Origin of the sequence: Flavobacterium pectinovorum (assembly GCF_006438875.1) — a bacterium.
Lineage (GTDB): Bacteria > Bacteroidota > Bacteroidia > Flavobacteriales > Flavobacteriaceae > Flavobacterium > Flavobacterium pectinovorum_A.
Genome location: NZ_RCZH01000010.1, coordinates 1 through 16,326 on the forward strand (window position 1 = coordinate 1; position 16,326 = coordinate 16,326).

10 protein-coding genes and 2 pseudogenes are annotated in these 16,326 nt (G+C 33.9%); 11 read left to right on the forward strand and 1 reads right to left on the reverse strand.

All coding sequences use genetic code 11. The features are described from left to right. From EAH81_RS27460 to EAH81_RS15460, 10 genes and pseudogenes are all read left to right on the forward strand, one after another. A pseudogene (locus EAH81_RS27460) lies at positions 1-1,201 on the forward strand (hypothetical protein); the annotation flags it as partial. Between the two features lie 88 nt (positions 1,202-1,289). Then, positions 1,290-2,717: a hypothetical protein gene (locus tag EAH81_RS15415; RefSeq protein ID WP_140508665.1), complete on the forward strand. Its 1,428-nt coding sequence runs from the start codon at positions 1,290-1,292 to the stop codon at positions 2,715-2,717. Between the two features lie 109 nt (positions 2,718-2,826). Next, positions 2,827-4,071: a gliding motility-associated C-terminal domain-containing protein gene (locus EAH81_RS15420; protein ID WP_140508667.1), complete on the forward strand. Its 1,245-nt coding sequence runs from the start codon at positions 2,827-2,829 to the stop codon at positions 4,069-4,071. A 303-nt stretch (positions 4,072-4,374) separates the two neighbouring features. Then, on the forward strand, positions 4,375-5,292 hold the full coding sequence (locus EAH81_RS15425; protein WP_140508669.1) for a type IX secretion system membrane protein PorP/SprF: 918 nt from the start codon (positions 4,375-4,377) through the stop codon (positions 5,290-5,292). 10 nt (positions 5,293-5,302) lie between these two features. Beyond that, positions 5,303-7,237 carry an OmpA family protein gene (locus tag EAH81_RS15430; protein WP_140508672.1) on the forward strand — a complete coding sequence of 645 codons (1,935 nt, stop codon included), beginning with the start codon at positions 5,303-5,305 and terminating at the stop codon, positions 7,235-7,237. A gap of 952 nt (positions 7,238-8,189) precedes the next feature. Continuing rightward, entirely contained in the window at positions 8,190-9,419 is a 1,230-nt protein-coding gene (locus EAH81_RS15435) for a DDE-type integrase/transposase/recombinase (RefSeq protein ID WP_140508674.1), read from the forward strand. 93 nt (positions 9,420-9,512) lie between these two features. Further along, positions 9,513-9,683, forward strand: a pseudogene (locus tag EAH81_RS15440) (phosphoglucosamine mutase); the annotation flags it as partial. A 532-nt stretch (positions 9,684-10,215) separates the two neighbouring features. Continuing rightward, positions 10,216-10,923, forward strand: a complete 708-nt coding sequence (gene aqpZ / locus EAH81_RS15450) for an aquaporin Z (protein WP_140508677.1) — start codon at positions 10,216-10,218, stop codon at positions 10,921-10,923. Between the two features lie 35 nt (positions 10,924-10,958). Next, positions 10,959-11,201, forward strand: a complete 243-nt coding sequence (locus EAH81_RS15455; RefSeq protein WP_140508679.1) for a GlsB/YeaQ/YmgE family stress response membrane protein — start codon at positions 10,959-10,961, stop codon at positions 11,199-11,201. Between the two features lie 284 nt (positions 11,202-11,485). Then, the gene (locus EAH81_RS15460) at positions 11,486-12,175 is read left to right on the forward strand and encodes an IS1 family transposase (protein ID WP_194150826.1); all 690 of its coding nucleotides are present in this window, start codon (positions 11,486-11,488) and stop codon (positions 12,173-12,175) included. Between the two features lie 157 nt (positions 12,176-12,332). On the opposite strand, the gene EAH81_RS27465 is transcribed toward EAH81_RS15460, so the two are convergent. Then, positions 12,333-12,536 carry a hypothetical protein gene (locus tag EAH81_RS27465; protein ID WP_161595818.1) on the reverse strand — a complete coding sequence of 68 codons (204 nt, stop codon included), beginning with the start codon at positions 12,534-12,536 and terminating at the stop codon, positions 12,333-12,335. Positions 12,537-13,002: 466 nt separating this feature from the next. On the opposite strand from EAH81_RS27465, the gene EAH81_RS15465 reads away from it, so the two are divergent. Then, the gene (locus tag EAH81_RS15465) at positions 13,003-16,119 is read left to right on the forward strand and encodes a TonB-dependent receptor domain-containing protein (RefSeq protein ID WP_140508684.1); all 3,117 of its coding nucleotides are present in this window, start codon (positions 13,003-13,005) and stop codon (positions 16,117-16,119) included. The last annotated feature ends 207 nt before the right edge of the window (positions 16,120-16,326 follow it).

The window sequence follows — 16,326 nt, forward strand, 5'->3', positions numbered from 1 at the left end:
CAATGTGACAACAGCAAAGATTGCTGATGCCAATGTAACCACTGGAAAAATAGCACCGGGAACAAACAATACAGTTTTGGTTACCGATGCCACAGGCGCAGTAACCTGGATTGACAAAGACAGTTTTGGAGCCATTGCCGATCAGGTGACCATCTCCGGATTAGGTACAACAGCCAGTCCTTTTTTAGTAAAAGATTTGGGAATCGTGACTTCTAAACTTGCCGACGGTGCTGTGACAACAGTTAAAATTTTAGATGCCAATGTAACTACAGCGAAAATYKYAGATGCCAATGTGACAACAGCAAAGATTGCTGATGCCAATGTAACCACTGGAAAAATAGCACCGGGAACAAACAATACAGTTTTGGTTACCGATGCCACAGGCGCAGTAACCTGGATTGACAAAGACAGTTTTGGAGCCATTGCCGATCAGGTGACCATCTCCGGATTAGGTACAACAGCCAGTCCTTTTTTAGTAAAAGATTTGGGAATCGTGACTTCTAAACTTGCCGACGGTGCTGTGACAACAGTTAAAATTTTAGATGCCAATGTAACTACAGCGAAAATCGCAGATGCCAATGTGACAACAGCAAAGATTCAGTCTGGTGGAAATGATAAAGTATTAACCACTGATGCTGGAGGTGTTGTAAGTTGGTTAGATAAGTCTACATTAGTACTTGAACCTTGGTATAGTACCGCCACTAATACAGGCGCTATATCCAATACCGATAATATTTATACTCAAGGTTGGGTTGGTATTGGTTTTACGGCACCGTCGGCAGCACCAAACGAAAAACTTAGGGTAAACGGGGCAATTACAACGATTAACTCTTATTACGCCGATTATGTATTTGAAGATTATTTTAAAGGTTCGTCCTTAATTAAAGAAGATTATAAATTTAAAACCTTAAGTGAAGTAGATAAGTTTATCAAGACTAATAAACATTTACCAGGAATTACACCAATTAATGAATTGATAAGAACGAAAGAAGGTTACTCTTTTAACATCTCTGAATTATCGGTTCAGTTGTTAGAAAAAACAGAAGAATTGTATCTTCACGTTATAGAGCAACAAAAGCAATTGGAAGCTTATGAAATGGAAATAAAATTGTTGAAAAGTGACTCCGAAAATATGAAATCACTAAGTAATGCATTGACTAAGCGTTTGGAGCAGCTTGAAAAACTAATGTTGAAAAATTGATAACTAATTTAAATCTGACACAAGATCACTCAAAAAATTAAATAATTTACTAAGATTTCATCATTAACTACATAAAATGTTTAGTTTCATGAGAAAAAAAATAGATAAGATAAAGCAGATTGCCTTCATTTTAGCATTCTTTATTATGAATTTAGTTGCCACTTATGGGCAAGTAAATATGACCAAGATAAAAGATGCTACAGTTGCAGGTAGTCCTACAATACCAACGGCAGGAGCTGTATTGGAATTGGAAAGTAACAATAAAGGTTTTTTAACACCGCGTTTAACAACAGGCCAGCGTGATGCTATACCAGCAGGAAATTTGGTTGACGGACTTCTAATTTTTAATACCACTACTGGTTGTTTTAATCACTGGAGTCTCGCTCAAAATATATGGTTAAGCATTTGTGGAACACCTCCACCGGCTGTATTTTCCATTTCACCAGCACAATGTAGCGCAATTGTGGCTAACAGTACTTATCAGCAAGGGAGTGTATTAACTACAGCAAATTATTTAAATATACCTGTTACTGTAACTCAAGGTGGAAATTATAATGTAAGTGTTACAACAAACAATGGGTATTATTTCGAAAAAAACGGAAATTTTCCAGCACCAGGAAATTATACTATTCTTTTGCCGGGAACAGGTACACCAAGTAATGCAACACCTGGACCTGGTGATGATGTTTCCATTTCACTAAACGGTATTCCAAATGCATGTGTACCTAAGATTATTGTAACGGCAGCGACAGTTAGTTATACCATCACTTGTGGAACAACAGCTGTTAATGGTGCTTATCATGTAGCAATTCCACTTGATACTACAAATAAAATTGTTTTAGATGTAAATGTTACAGCACTAGGTTTCTGGAGCATTAATACAGGTTCAGCTTCTATAAATGGAATGAAGTTTAGCGGAACAGGAACATTTACAGCTACCGGGCCACAATCTATCGAAATTTTAGGTACAGGCTCACCGATTGCTGCGGGTACAAATAATTTTACAGCGTTTTCTAACTCAACAACAGGCGCAACTTGTCCAAATATTCCGGTAACGGTTTCGCCAGTAGTGTATACTGTAAATTGTGGAACGGCAACAGCTAATGGGGCGTACATGCAGGCAGTTGCTTTAAATAGTACCAATACGATAAGTCTACCTATTAATGTTACCAGTACAGGCACAACAACTATATCAACTAATACTGTAAATGGCATTTCATTTACTTCTAGTCCTATAAGTATCACTTCTTTGGGTGCTCAAACGGTTACCCTTACCGGAACTGGTACGCCAGGTACAGCAGGAAGTACAGCTTTAACAGTAACAGGTACACCAGGTGGGGCTGCAACTTGTGTTGCAAATGTAGCTATTGCGCCACAGCCTGTTGCTTATACAATGACTTGTGCTGGCATAACAACAGCTGGTAGTTTTGCTCCTGATGTAGCTATGAATACCAATAATACAATGACTTGGGCTATTAAGTATGCACAAATAAATACTAATTATGTTATTCCTTAGTGAGAATTAAAACGGAAAGACGCCTCTTTTATGATTGTACTAATTGAGATGTTTTTTAATTAGTTTAATGGTTTCATAATGTTTTAAAATTCATTTTAAATAAAAAAATATGATCAAATTTTATATAAAGGCAAGTATTATCGCAATATTTTTTAGTGGTAAACTCTGTGCACAGATCGTAAATATTGGAGACCTGTCAATTGCGCCCAATACGCAGTTTGCAACATTATTAGATTTCAACAATAAACCAACAGGGGATCTTTTAAATGATGGAAACCTTATTGTTTACGCCAATTTTAATAATGACGGATTAGTTACTTATAGTGCTCCAAGTGCTGGAAAAACTTTTTTCATTGGCGCACAGCAGCAATTAATTGCAGGAACTGAAATTGCACATTTTCAAAATATTTTATTTGACAATACAACTTCATTAGTTCCTTTTCATTTAGCCACTGCAATTGATATTGGTAATAAGGCAGAGTTTAAGAACGGAATAATTGATGCTGCGGGTTATAACGGTAAAATGATTTTTGATGAAAAAGCTTTTCATTCCAATGTAAGTAACTTGAGTTTTGTAGATGGAAAAGTACAGAAAAAAGGAAGAGAGATGTTTGAGTTTCCTGTTGGCGATAAGTTATTCTTCAGACCTTCCTATCATGGGATGGGCTCAGATAATAATAACATTTACACAACTCAATATCTTTTTGAGAATGCAGGAAGTTCTTATCCGTACACAAGCAAAGATGATACGATTTTGTCTATTGATGAAATGGAATATTGGAATGTAACTCAAGATCAGGCAAGTGAAAAAATTGTGTTAAGCTTAACTTTGGATACCAATACTACACCAGCTTCTTTTTTTGAAGAAGATGTTGAAAAAGAGCTGGCTATAGTACGTTGGGATAATACAACATCAAAATGGATCAATGAAAAAGGAGTGGTAAGTGATCCCCTTCCAGGGGGCAACTATACTAAATTAATCACTGCTCAGGTCAGTGGATATGGTCTTTTTACAATTGGGATTGTTAAGAAAACCATTATTGTAGACAGTGATTTGATTATTTATAATTCGCTTTCGCCCAATGGGGATGGCAAAAATGACAGTTTTCACATAAAAGGGATTGATAAATATCCGGATAATCGGGTTGAAATATACAATCGCTGGGGAATTAAGGTATTTGATGTAAATTCATATAACGAGAGCGATGTTATGTTCAAAGGATATTCTGAGGGACGCGAAACAATTAATAAGGGGAAAGGACTTCCTGCTGGAACTTACTTTTATATTTTGAAATATAATACTGGGAGTAAAACAATTGAAAAATCAGGATATCTCTATTTAAGTCAACAATAAATCAAAAAACTAGCTTAGGGAATAATAATTTATTAAACGTAATGACAGCTTTGAAGTATAATAAAAAAACAAAGCTTCATTTTAGATTAAGATTATTCTTTACTTGACTTCAAGTTAGTAACATGTTTTTTTGTTGGTATATCTAGGTCTTATTGAATAGGAAAAGGAAGAAGATGCTTGCGTTGTAATCCCTTTTAACGTATTCTTAAACCAGAAAAATACAAATAAATATATTGTTTGTGTGACCAATTTTAAGATATACAATAGAAACCAACAGCAATAATAAAATAATAAATATCTACTATGAGAACAAAATTATTTTCTTTCGCTTTGATCTTTACAGCTATAGTAAGTTATGCACAACAAGATGCTCAGTTTACACAATATATGTATAACACCATAAATATTAACCCTGCATATGCGGGCTCAAGAGGAGCAATGAGTATTTTTGGTTTATACCGTACACAGTGGGTTGGGCTCGACGGAGCTCCGGAAACTAGTAGTTTTTCAGTCAATTCACCCATAAATAATAGCAATTTGGGAGTAGGTGTATCTTTGGTGAATGATAAAATTGGACCAACCAATGAAAACAATATTTCTGTAGATCTCTCTTACACCGTACAGACCTCTGCCGATTTCAAACTTTCTTTTGGTATAAAAGGAACCGCCAATTTGTTCAATCTGGATGTCAATAAATTAAATCCCGAAGATCAGGGCGATCCGCAGTTTCAGGACTTCAATAATAAATTTTCTCCTAATGTAGGAGCTGGGGTTTATTGGCATTCTGACAAGGCTTATATTGGTTTATCAATACCTAATTTTATCGAAACCAATCGTTACGATGACAATGATGTGGCTATTTACAAAGACAAAATCAATTATTATTTAATCGCCGGATATGTATTTGATTTGGATAAATACCAATACATAAAGTTTAAACCAGCCGTACTGGGTAAAATGGTTGAAGGTGCGCCTTTGCAGGTAGATATTTCAGCCAATTTTATGTTCATCGATAAATTTGTGATAGGAGTAGCCTACAGATGGAGTGCTTCGGTAAGTGCCATGGTTGGATTTCAAATCACAGATGGACTTTATATAGGATATGGTTACGATCGTGAAACCACAAACTTAAATAATTATAATTCAGGATCCCATGAGATATTCCTGCGTTATGAATTCTTCAAAAACAATGGTAAAATGACAACTCCTCGTTTCTTCTAAATAAATGATTATGAAAAATTATACATTCCTTTGCCTTACCCTTATATTGGCTTTTTCATTTGACAGTTATTCGCAACAATCGAAGGTTGCTGCCGGCGATAAAAAATACGACAACTATGCTTATATTGATGCCATTAAAACCTATGAACGCGTAGCTGAGAAAGGATACAAATCCGAAGACATGTTAAAAAAACTAGGGAATTCCTATTACTTCAATTCTGATTTTGATGGTGCTTCAAAATGGTATGGAGAATTATTCGCCATGAATGCAAATCCTGAATCGGAGTATTATTACAGATATGCACAGTCTTTAAAATCAACAGGCCAGACTGATAAATCGAACAAACTTTTGGCTGAGTTTAATGCCAAATTCAAAAACGATAATAGGGGACAACTCTATAAAGAAGACATCAATTATCTGGAAGAGATCAAAGCCAATTCAGGACGTTATAAAATTGAAGATGCCGGAATCAATTCTAAATATTCTGATTACGGATCTTTTGTATACGATAATAAAATTTACTTTACCTCGGCCCGGGACACTGGTAACTTTTCTCAGCGCAAACACAAATGGACAGGAGAATATTTTACCAATCTGTATTTTGCGGATGTTGATCCGGCAACCCAGGCAAGTTCTCAAGTAAATAAGTTTAAAACCTCTATCAATACTAAATTTCACGAATCGTCACCGGTTTTTACTAAAGACGGAAAAACGGTTTATTTTACCAGAAACAATTACGTAAACGGAAAAAAAGGAAAAGATGATAACAAAATTACTTTAATAAAACTATACAAAGCCAGTTTTGAAAACGGAAAATGGACCAATATAACCCAACTTCCATTTACCAGTGACAATTACAGTACTGCACACCCGGCACTTAGTGCGGATGAAAAAACCTTATACTTTGCATCTGATATGTCCGGAACGTTAGGACAGTCGGACATTTATAAAGTTAATATAGACGGGAATAGCTACGGACCGCCTGAAAATTTAGGAAAAACTATTAATACCGAAGGAAAAGAAACCTTTCCATACGTAACAAGCGAAAACGAAATTTATTTTGCCTCGGACGGACATCCCGGATTGGGCGGTTTGGATGTTTTTGTAGGTAAAATTGAGGATAATGGAACCATCAGTAGTATTCAGAACCTTGGAGGTGATATTAATTCACCAAAAGACGATTTTGCTTATATCATAGATCCTATTTCAAGACGTGGTTATTTTAGTTCCAACAAAGATGGCGGGCAAGGTTCTGATGATATTTATAAATTTTTAGAAACCAGAAAGTTGCAATGCATTCAGGAGTTAAACGGAATCATAACTGATGCCACAACCAATACTGTTTTACCTGGAACAAAAGTAACTTTATATGATGGCTCAAAGATAAAAAACAACAGCATTTCAGATGCAAGTGGGTCGTATAGTTTTGTTGCGGAATGCGGAAAAACATATAATGTAAGAGCCGAAAAACCAGATTATACGACTAAAGAAATAAGTGTCACCATCGGAAAATTAACAGGAAAAACAAACCTGCCAATTGCATTGGATAAATCTATTTGTAAAGTCACTATTGGAGATGATCTTGGTAAATGTTTTGGTATCAAAATGATCTATTTTGATTTAGATAAGTCTAGTATTCGAAAAGATGCCACACTAGATCTAGAAAAAATACTGGATGTTTTGAATAATAACCCAACGATGAAACTTGATATCCGTTCCCACACGGATAGCCGTCAAACGCAAAAGTACAATGAAGTCTTGTCTGATAGAAGAGCGAAATCTACGATACAATGGTTAATTAAAAATGGTATTAATACTAACAGATTAACAGGAAGAGGATATGGAGAAACGCAGCTTGTTAATGAATGTTCTGATAATGTAAAATGTAGTGAAGAGCAACATCAAATGAATAGACGAAGCGAGTTTATAATTACTGTTTTATAATCTTTGAGGATATAATAGTAATTTATTAAAAAGGTTTAAACACTTTTAGAGATATGCTGAGTTTGTACATTTAATTCTTATGCAAGTTAAATGGTTTTGTAAACTAAAATGTTGTGCAAACTTGATTTTTATGTAGGCAGAGGCCATAAACAATATATTTATTTTTATCTCCGAGATAACGATAATACTTATATTTCTTGGATGAGTCCTAAAAGTGCTATTTATTAACATCAAAATTCGCTCTAGTGGATTGCCAATCTGCTTAAATATGAGAACAAAGCGATCATGATGATTTAAATGGCACAAAAATTAGAATATAATGTGGAAGATTATATAAAATGGTTTTTTTTAGGAAGCCGTTTCAGTACAAATTGAGACGGTTTTTTTATTTGTGTATATTTTGATTTTAATGCCTTCTCTTAAGTTGTACCCTAAAGTTTTCTCATAAAATAACAAATACTTTGGTTTTCTGGAACTTCAAAATAAAATAGGTTTCCATTTGTCTGTCGTGAATATGAGTGGGGATGGTATTCCAACACTTCCGGCTTTTAGTTCGGTCATTCCTATTTGAACTTGACAGGTTTATACGAGGCTATTCACAATTAATTTATTAATGATACGATGGTTGGTAGTTTCTATTGATCCTAAATTTGCTTTTTCAACATCAGCTTTTGTTGTTTTTTTAGAAGGGTAAGTGTGGTGGGCAGGAGTAGAGGTGCTTCATCCGTGATACTTTTATAATAAACGGTTCCATATAAGGAATTTCTAATAAATATTAAGGATTTAAACCAATAGCCTAAACAAACTTTATAAAAGGAAAAATCTTTTTTTTTGTTAAATTTCCCGAGAGAATCACTTCTTTATGCATTTAAAGTAGCAACTGGAATTAATTATTTTATTTTGTAATTCCTCGAAAAATAAAGAATTCTAGAACTATATATTACCTCTTTTTATGATCTATTCATCTTCTCGTATTTCATGGGATACCAATGTCAAACATTACATCCGAAATGGATTATATGATACCTTACCCAATACCATAAAAGCTAGAATTCCCAAATCAAACAAATACCGATGGGAACATGAAACAGCCGAAAAGTATTTAGGTTGTGAAGCAGCGAATTTCATAAAAGAAGAATTAGAACTCATAAAACGAACTGGAGAATCTAAGAATGCTAAAAAAGTTATGGAAGCTTATTTCAAACTTTCTGATACTTACCATGAGATTTTAAGTACTGTAAAAGGAATCAAACAACAAATTGCTTTACAAAAAGAAAAATTGGTAAATACTGTCGAAAAGGTAAAAGACATCATTCCTGTCGAAAGAGCATTAAAAGTCTTCAATATTTCTAGAGCCACCTATCATAATTATAAAGTATTAGTTATCAGTAAATGTGAGTCTTCTTATTTTTTGTGGTGTGCTAGACAATATCCGCACCAATTATTAAAAAAGGAGATTTTGCAAATCAAAAAATACATGGAAATAAAAGATTATCAACATTGGTCTAAATCTTCTGTTTACTTGCTGGCATTAAGGAATAAAGAAATTTCTTTTGGTTTGTCTACTTTGTATAAATATTCCAAATTACTGGGATATACTGCTACAAGGCATCTGCATCCAAAGAAATTATATGGCTCATTGAAGAGTTTTAGACCTAATGAAATTTGGTGTGCCGATGTAACGATATTGAAAACCGCTGATGATAAAAAACATTATATTCATTTTTTGATGGACCATTATTCTAAAATGATTCTAGGATATAGAATTGAAAATAGTTCCAGTCCAAAAGCTATTAGAGATTTGTTAGAACAAGCCTATTTAAAATACAAAAGCAAGAAGCCCATTACTTTTGTCACCGATGGAGGTATGGAGAATGTAAACACCAAAGTTCATGATTTTTTAGAGACAACCAATCAAGAAATCAAACACTTAATTGCTCAAAAAGACATTCCTTTTTCCAATTCTAAAATTGAAGCATTTAATAAAATCATCAAACACCAGTTTTTGTTGCCACAAAATTTAATCAACAGAGAACAGCTAGAGTCCTCTTTAATAGAAAATGTACTAACTTATAATACGATACGTCCGCAATTCTCATTGCCAGGAAATACACCTGCAGAAACCTTTTCAGGAAAACCTATAGCTTTAAATGCTTACAAAATACATTTTCAAGAACATTGAGAATATCTTCAAACCAACAGAATAGGTGTAAAAACTGTAATTGATATTGGAAAAGTAAAAGTCCAATAGGAGATTTTTATCAGTATTGCATTTCAAAATCCAAGTCGTATTGATGGTGTCAAAATAGATTTTGATGAGGAATGGGTACATTTAAGAAAATCAAATACAGAACCAATTATTCGAATTTACACAGAAAGTAGTTCAAACGATAGTGCCGACCGATTGGCAATTAGGTTTATCACCGAAATTAAAAATTTAATTTAAAAAATGAATGTTTGTTTTGAATTATCATAAAAAAAATGATAATTAGTTAAATATTTTAACAGTAAATTGTTTATTTTTTGTATTTTAGTATACAATATTTTAATAAAATATAGTTTCTAGATTTCTTATGGGAGAGATTTATAGAAATGATTTAGCTTCTTGAAGTATGAATTGGTAGTGTATCAATAGTGTGGTTCGGATTAAATCATTTTAGAAACCCAGGAATGTACATCAGAATCATTCCTCCTTTTTTTTCAAACCCCAAATTAATAAATATTTTGAACGGAGTTGCCGAAATTGTTTTAGGCATTATTTTAATGGTTAGTTATACAACTCATTTTGCTGCCTGGGGAATCATAGCATTATTAATTGATGTCTTCCGGCAAATGTTTTCATGTATAAAAATAAAAAAACAAGTTTTGGTTTACTAGATTGGATTTTATTTGTCCGTTTGTCCTTACATATATTGTTGGTTTTTTAGCATACCAATATACCCTATTAACAATCAACTATTAATTAAAATTATTTTATTATGAAAAAATTATTTGCAGAGTTTTTTGGAACTTATTGGCTAGTTTTTGGAGGTTGTGGAAGCGCACTTTTTGCTGCTGGAATTCCTAATTTAGGAATTGGATTTGCAGGAGTTGCATTAGCTTTCGGTTTAACAGTATTAACAATGGCATATGCTGTAGGGCATATTTCCGGAGGGCATTTTAATCCTGCAGTTTCATTTGGTTTATGGGCTGGCGGAAGATTTCCGGCAAAAGATCTTTTACCTTATATTATCGCGCAATGCGTTGGTGCAATTGCTGCAGCAGGAACTTTGTATACCATTGCATCAGGAAAAGCTGGGTTTGTGATCGATAGTACTAAAGCTGGTGCTTTTGCATCAAATGGTTTTGGAGCGTTCTCACCTGATGGATACTCTTTACAATCTGCTTTTATAGTTGAATTTGTTCTTACATTATTCTTCTTATTAGTAATTCTTGGAGCAACTGATAAATTTGCCAACGGAAGATTTGCCGGTATCGCAATTGGTTTAGCATTAACTCTAATTCACTTAATTAGTATTCCAATTACTAATACTTCTGTAAATCCTGCAAGATCATTATCACAAGCTATTTTTGTTGATGGAGAACCATTATCACAAGTATGGTTATTTTGGGTTGCACCAATTTTAGGAGCTATTGTGGCCGGATTTATTTACAAGACATTATTGCAAAATCACGACGCAGCATAATATAAAATCTAATCAAAATTTAAAAAAAACTACATATGGAATTTTTATATTTCTTACTTATAGGTGCAATATCTGGCTGGTTAGCCGGTCAGGTATGGAAAGGTGCCGGTTTTGGAATTATTGGTAATATCATCGTTGGAATTATTGGCGGAATTATTGGTGGCTGGATCGCCGGTAAGCTCGGTATTGGTGGCGGTGGACTTCTTTGGCAAATTTTAATTGCCGTTGGAGGAGCCTGGTTTTTATTATTTTTAATCAGCTTGATTAAAAAAGCATAAAGTATTTACTTTTAAAGAGAAAATTAGATATATTTATATTCGATTTTCTCTTTTTCTATACACTAAGCAGCCCTAAATTACTCTTTTTATAGCTTAGTATCATTTCGAACCCTACTTTTAAGCCCTTTAATTAGGGGGTGATGTATCAATCGTGTGGTTTTTGTTTTTCGAAATGAAAAGACATTGATAATCAGTGTTTGTTGAATAAAGTTCGTTTAAAAGGGATGAGTATTATACTCATCCCTTTTATTTTTAAGGTTTAAAATGCTTTAAAAATGAATAAAATGGAAGCTAGTGTATCAAAAGTGTGGTTTGGCAGAAAGGTATGTGATTTATGTGGAGGGAAACTCATTAAACATGGTTTTACTTCTTCAGGGAAAACCAGATTTAAATGTTCAAATTGCAACAAAACAAAAGTAGAGTACTACACGAGTAATGCTTATAAATCAAACACAAACAAAAAGATTATTCAGTTAACCAAGGAAGGTTTAGGAATAAGAAGCACGGCAAGAATATTAAAAATTTCACCAACAACATTATTGAAAAGGATTGTGTCTATTGCCAGAAACATTGCCAAGCCAATTATCAGTAAAGGAAAAACTTATGAAGTTGATGAAATGTGCACTTATATTAGACGCAAAAGAAATTTTATCTGGCTGGTTTATGCTTTGGAAAAAGAATCTAAGAATGTAGTGAGTTTTAATGTTGGAAAGCGAACCAACAAAACATTAAGTCATGTTCTGGATACTTTAAAATTATCAGAAGTAAAAAAGATATTTACAGACAGATTAAAAAACTATAGATATTTGATTGACGAGAAATTACATTCTGTAAAACGCTTCGGTACCAATCATATCGAAAGGCAAAATTTGACACTCAGAACTCATCTAAAAAGACTAAATAGAAGAACGCTATGTTATAGTAAAAGCTTGGTGGTTTTAATTGCTATTTTAAAGATTTACTTTTGGTTTTGAGTTTCGTAATTTAATTTTTTTTATGAGTTTAACTTAACGGGACTCGAACCAATTTTCCTTGAAAATACTGATGGTTTTTATTTTTAAAAAATGAAGCAAGATTTTCCGAATCACAAAAAAAAGCCTAAGAAATCTGGTTTTCTCAGGCTTTTAATTTTTACCAGTAGCGGGAACGGGACTCGTATCCTCCTGATAAAAAAACTAAAAAAGCAACGTATAATACAGTTTCGAACCTAAATCTGTTAGCACTTGATTTTGCTAAGTTTCTACTTTTCAAAAACAGCATGTGCCACGATTTTGCCACAAAACTTAAAGTACTTAAAATTTTAAAATCTTCTTTTATAAAATTCTTTTGACTCATTGGAACTGACTTTTATGTGGTGCGGAATCACCGTTCTTCAAAAGACATGTTAGCAGCTATGCTTAAAAATTTGATAAAAGAAGATTTTGATCAGATCGCCGAAATTAATCCAAAGCAGTTCTAAAAAAAAAACATAATCAAGCGATTGCTTTTTTATTGAAAATAATGTAGTTTTTTAACAAAAATTAAGAATTTTGTCATACTTTTATAATTCGAACTGTAGTATTTTTAGTGTAGTTTTAATACAATAGCATGAATAACGTACAAACAATTGCTAAGAAAACCAATCCTAAAATATTGGAAAAAGAAAACTATTTTAAGTCGCTCTTAATTTTTGTTTTTTTAAAATAGATTTCAAAAATAATTATAATCCTCATTTTTTATAATTATAAAGTTTTCAGAAATACTTTATACACCTTTTTTGCTTTTCTATTCAAGATTAAAATAAGTAACAAATATAAAAATTATGAAAAACGATTTATTGACAAACAGAATGTTCTTTCGACTCAAAAAAGCAACCTTTCCTTTATTTATTGTAGTTATTATTTTGATTGATGTTAGTGTAAACGCTGCTGAGAATTCAGACAGCAAAAAAAACAGAAATTCAACTTTTAAAAACAAAGAAATTGATCTTGTAAAAGGAAAAGTTACCAACGAAACTGGTGCTTCCTTACCTGGTGTTAGCGTTTTGGTAGTTGGTACCAAAAAAGGAGCCGTAACCGATATTGACGGAAATTATGTTATTGAAGCCAAAATTGGTGATGTTCTGCAATTTTCGTATGTAGGTTTAGAAACAAAAACCGTAACTGTCACCGAAGCTGTTGTAAATATTGCATTATCGGGAGGAAGTGGTGAAACGCTGCAAGACGTAGTTGTTATTGGCTCGCGTAATCCTACCAGAACAGTAACAGAATCAGCCGTTCCTATAGATGTAATTGCAATGAAAGATATTGCTACGCAAGGCGCACAAACCAATTTAAATCAGATTTTGAATATGGTGGCGCCCTCGTTTACTTCCAATACCCAAACTGTAGCTGATGGAACTGACCATCTTGACCCTGCGCAATTAAGAGGTTTAGGTCCTGATCAGGTATTGGTTTTATTAAATGGAAAAAGAAGACATACCTCATCATTGGTAAACATTAACGGGACGCCGGGAAGAGGATCTGTAGGGACAGATCTCAATGCTATTCCGTCTTTTGCCATTGAAAAAATTGAAGTTTTAAGAGATGGAGCTTCTGCTCAATATGGATCAGATGCGATTGCGGGCGTGATCAATCTTAATATAAAAAAAGACACTAAAAAACTCGATATCAATCTCTTTTCAGGAAGTAATTTTTCGAGAAATGCGAACGATCACAGAGGCGGCAATGACGGTAACCATTATCAATTGGATCTAAACTATGGTACAAATTTAGGTAAAGAAAAAAGCTTTATTAACTTAACAGGAAGCTTACAATTACGTGATGCCACGAGCAGGGCTAATGATGCAACAGGTACAATTTACAATGCTTACAACGCTATTGAACAAAGAGCTTCCGAAGATGGAATTAATATCAATTCTCTTTTTGGGAATATTTCTAACACACCCAATTCTACTCAAATCATCAATACAATAAAAGGATATGCGCCGCAAGTAAGCTACTTTACAGGAGCACAACAAACTGCGATCAGCAATGCGACCACTATTCCGCAATTGCAAACCGCTTTAAACTTTGATGCGACCGATGGAGAACTAGCGTATAGAAATCTTGAAAGAAAGAATTTTAATATGAGAATCGGTCAGTCTTCGTTTGAAAGTGTTCAGTTCTTTTTGAATGCTGCTTATCCTATAAATGACAAATTGGAAGTTTATGTATTTGGAGGAACCAGTTACAGAGAAGGTGAATCTGCCGGCTTTTATAGAAGACCTAATCAATCCAGATCGTACACAGGCTTGTATTTAGATGGTTTTTTACCTGAAATTCATTCGACAATAAATGATCTTTCTGCTGCGACAGGGCTAAGAGGAACCATTTTCAAAGATTGGAATTTTGATTTGAGTAATACGTATGGTCGAAATGCCTTTGATTATAATATAGAAAACACCGTAAATGCAACATTAAGAGAGGGCTCTCCGGATGAATTTGATGCAGGAGGTTTGCGTTTTACCCAAAACACTACGAATTTTGATATGAGCAAAAAATTTGGCACACTAAACGTTGCTTTTGGTGCTGAATACCGTTATGAAACATACGGAATTAATGCCGGAGTTTCTGATTCTTACAGTCAATATGATATAAATGGAAATGTCGTTACAGGAACAACTCCAGCCAATATTCGGGTTACTGACTTCTTTGGCGCTGCAAGGCCTGGAGGAGCTCAGGTTTTTCCGGGATACAGAGCAGAAAATGCAAAAGAAGAAAACAGAAACAGTTATGCTTTTTACACAGATTTAGAATGGGATATTACGGATAAGTGGTTATTGAATGGCGCTGTTCGTTTTGAAAATTATTCTGATTTTGGAAATACAACCAATTATAAAATAGCAACTCGTTATAAATTAACAGATAATATCAATTTACGTGGTGCTTTTTCAACTGGATTTAGAGCGCCGTCTTTACACCAAATTTATTACGAATCAACAGCTACGCAATTTACAGGAGGCGTTCCTTTTGAAGTAGGAACTTTCAGTAATGATTCTAAAATTGCCGAACTTCTAGGAATTCCTAAACTGAAACAGGAAGAATCTACAAGTTACAGCGCCGGATTTACGGCTAAAATTCCTTCTGCGAATATTACCATAACTGCCGATGCTTATTACATAAAAATAGACGACAGAGTTGTACTTACAGATCAATTTACTCCAACACCAGTTACGCAGCCTTTATATGATCAGGCGGGTGCGAATGCGGCAACTTTCTTTGCCAATGCCATCGATACCGAATCAAAAGGAATTGATGTTGTGATTACCAACAAGCTTAACTTAAATGAAAATATGACGCTGAAAAATGATTTATCAGGAACTTTTTCGAAGACCCGTCAGGTAGGCCAAATTCATGCCTCACCAGTCCTTGAAGCTGCAGGTCAGGTAAATACTTATTTTTCTGAATCATCCAGAATTTATTTGGAAGAAGCGATACCAAGAGTAAAAGTAAACCTGACCAACAATCTAACTTATAAAAAATTAGATTTCTTTTTGAGAAATGTTTATTTTGGAGAAGTTACAGATCCAAACGTCGCGGATGTAAATGGTGATGGTTTTGTAGGCGCGACTATTGTAAATGGCAAAGCCGTAGAAAATGAGCATCCTGTTTGGGGAGGTAAAATTATTACTGATTTTTCTGTTGGTTTTAAAATTTCTGCTATTACCAAAGTCGTAATTGGTGCCAATAATATTCTTGACATTTATCCGGACAAAAATTTAGGGCCACAAACGGCAAGAAGAGCTACTGGTGTTGATGCAGGTGGAAATGTCACGTATGCCCCGGCCGCAACTGCTATCGACTTATCCAATCAAAATCAATTTGTATATTCCAGAAATGTATCTCAATTTGGTCAAAACGGACGCTTTGTTTTTGCAAGATTAAGTTTTAGTTTCTAAATTTTGTAATTCATTTACTAAGAGAGACCGTCAGCATTCAATTGCTGACGTTTTTTTTATACATTTTCGTCAAAAAAATCAAACTTATATCTAAAAGTTTCGAACCTAAACTTCTTAACCCTTGTTTTTGTTGACTTTCTGGTTTTCAAAAGTACAATGTGCCACGATTCTGCCACAAAAATTAAATCACAAGATTTAAACATTTTT

Bases quoted from the DNA above. Each gene is read 5' to 3' on its own strand.
- EAH81_RS27465 (WP_161595818.1), bottom strand. From the start codon at position 12,536: ATGAGTCAAAAGAATTTTATAAAAGAAGATTTTAAAATTTTAAGTACT.
- EAH81_RS15460 (WP_194150826.1), top strand. From the start codon at position 11,486: ATGGAAGCTAGTGTATCAAAAGTGTGGTTTGGCAGAAAGGTATGTGAT.
- EAH81_RS15420 (WP_140508667.1), top strand. From the start codon at position 2,827: ATGATCAAATTTTATATAAAGGCAAGTATTATCGCAATATTTTTTAGT.
- EAH81_RS15435 (WP_140508674.1), top strand. From the start codon at position 8,190: ATGATCTATTCATCTTCTCGTATTTCATGGGATACCAATGTCAAACAT.
- EAH81_RS15430 (WP_140508672.1), top strand. From the start codon at position 5,303: ATGAAAAATTATACATTCCTTTGCCTTACCCTTATATTGGCTTTTTCA.
- EAH81_RS15455 (WP_140508679.1), top strand. From the start codon at position 10,959: ATGGAATTTTTATATTTCTTACTTATAGGTGCAATATCTGGCTGGTTA.
- aqpZ (WP_140508677.1), top strand. From the start codon at position 10,216: ATGAAAAAATTATTTGCAGAGTTTTTTGGAACTTATTGGCTAGTTTTT.
- EAH81_RS15465 (WP_140508684.1), top strand. From the start codon at position 13,003: ATGAAAAACGATTTATTGACAAACAGAATGTTCTTTCGACTCAAAAAA.
- EAH81_RS15425 (WP_140508669.1), top strand. From the start codon at position 4,375: ATGAGAACAAAATTATTTTCTTTCGCTTTGATCTTTACAGCTATAGTA.
- EAH81_RS15415 (WP_140508665.1), top strand. From the start codon at position 1,290: ATGAGAAAAAAAATAGATAAGATAAAGCAGATTGCCTTCATTTTAGCA.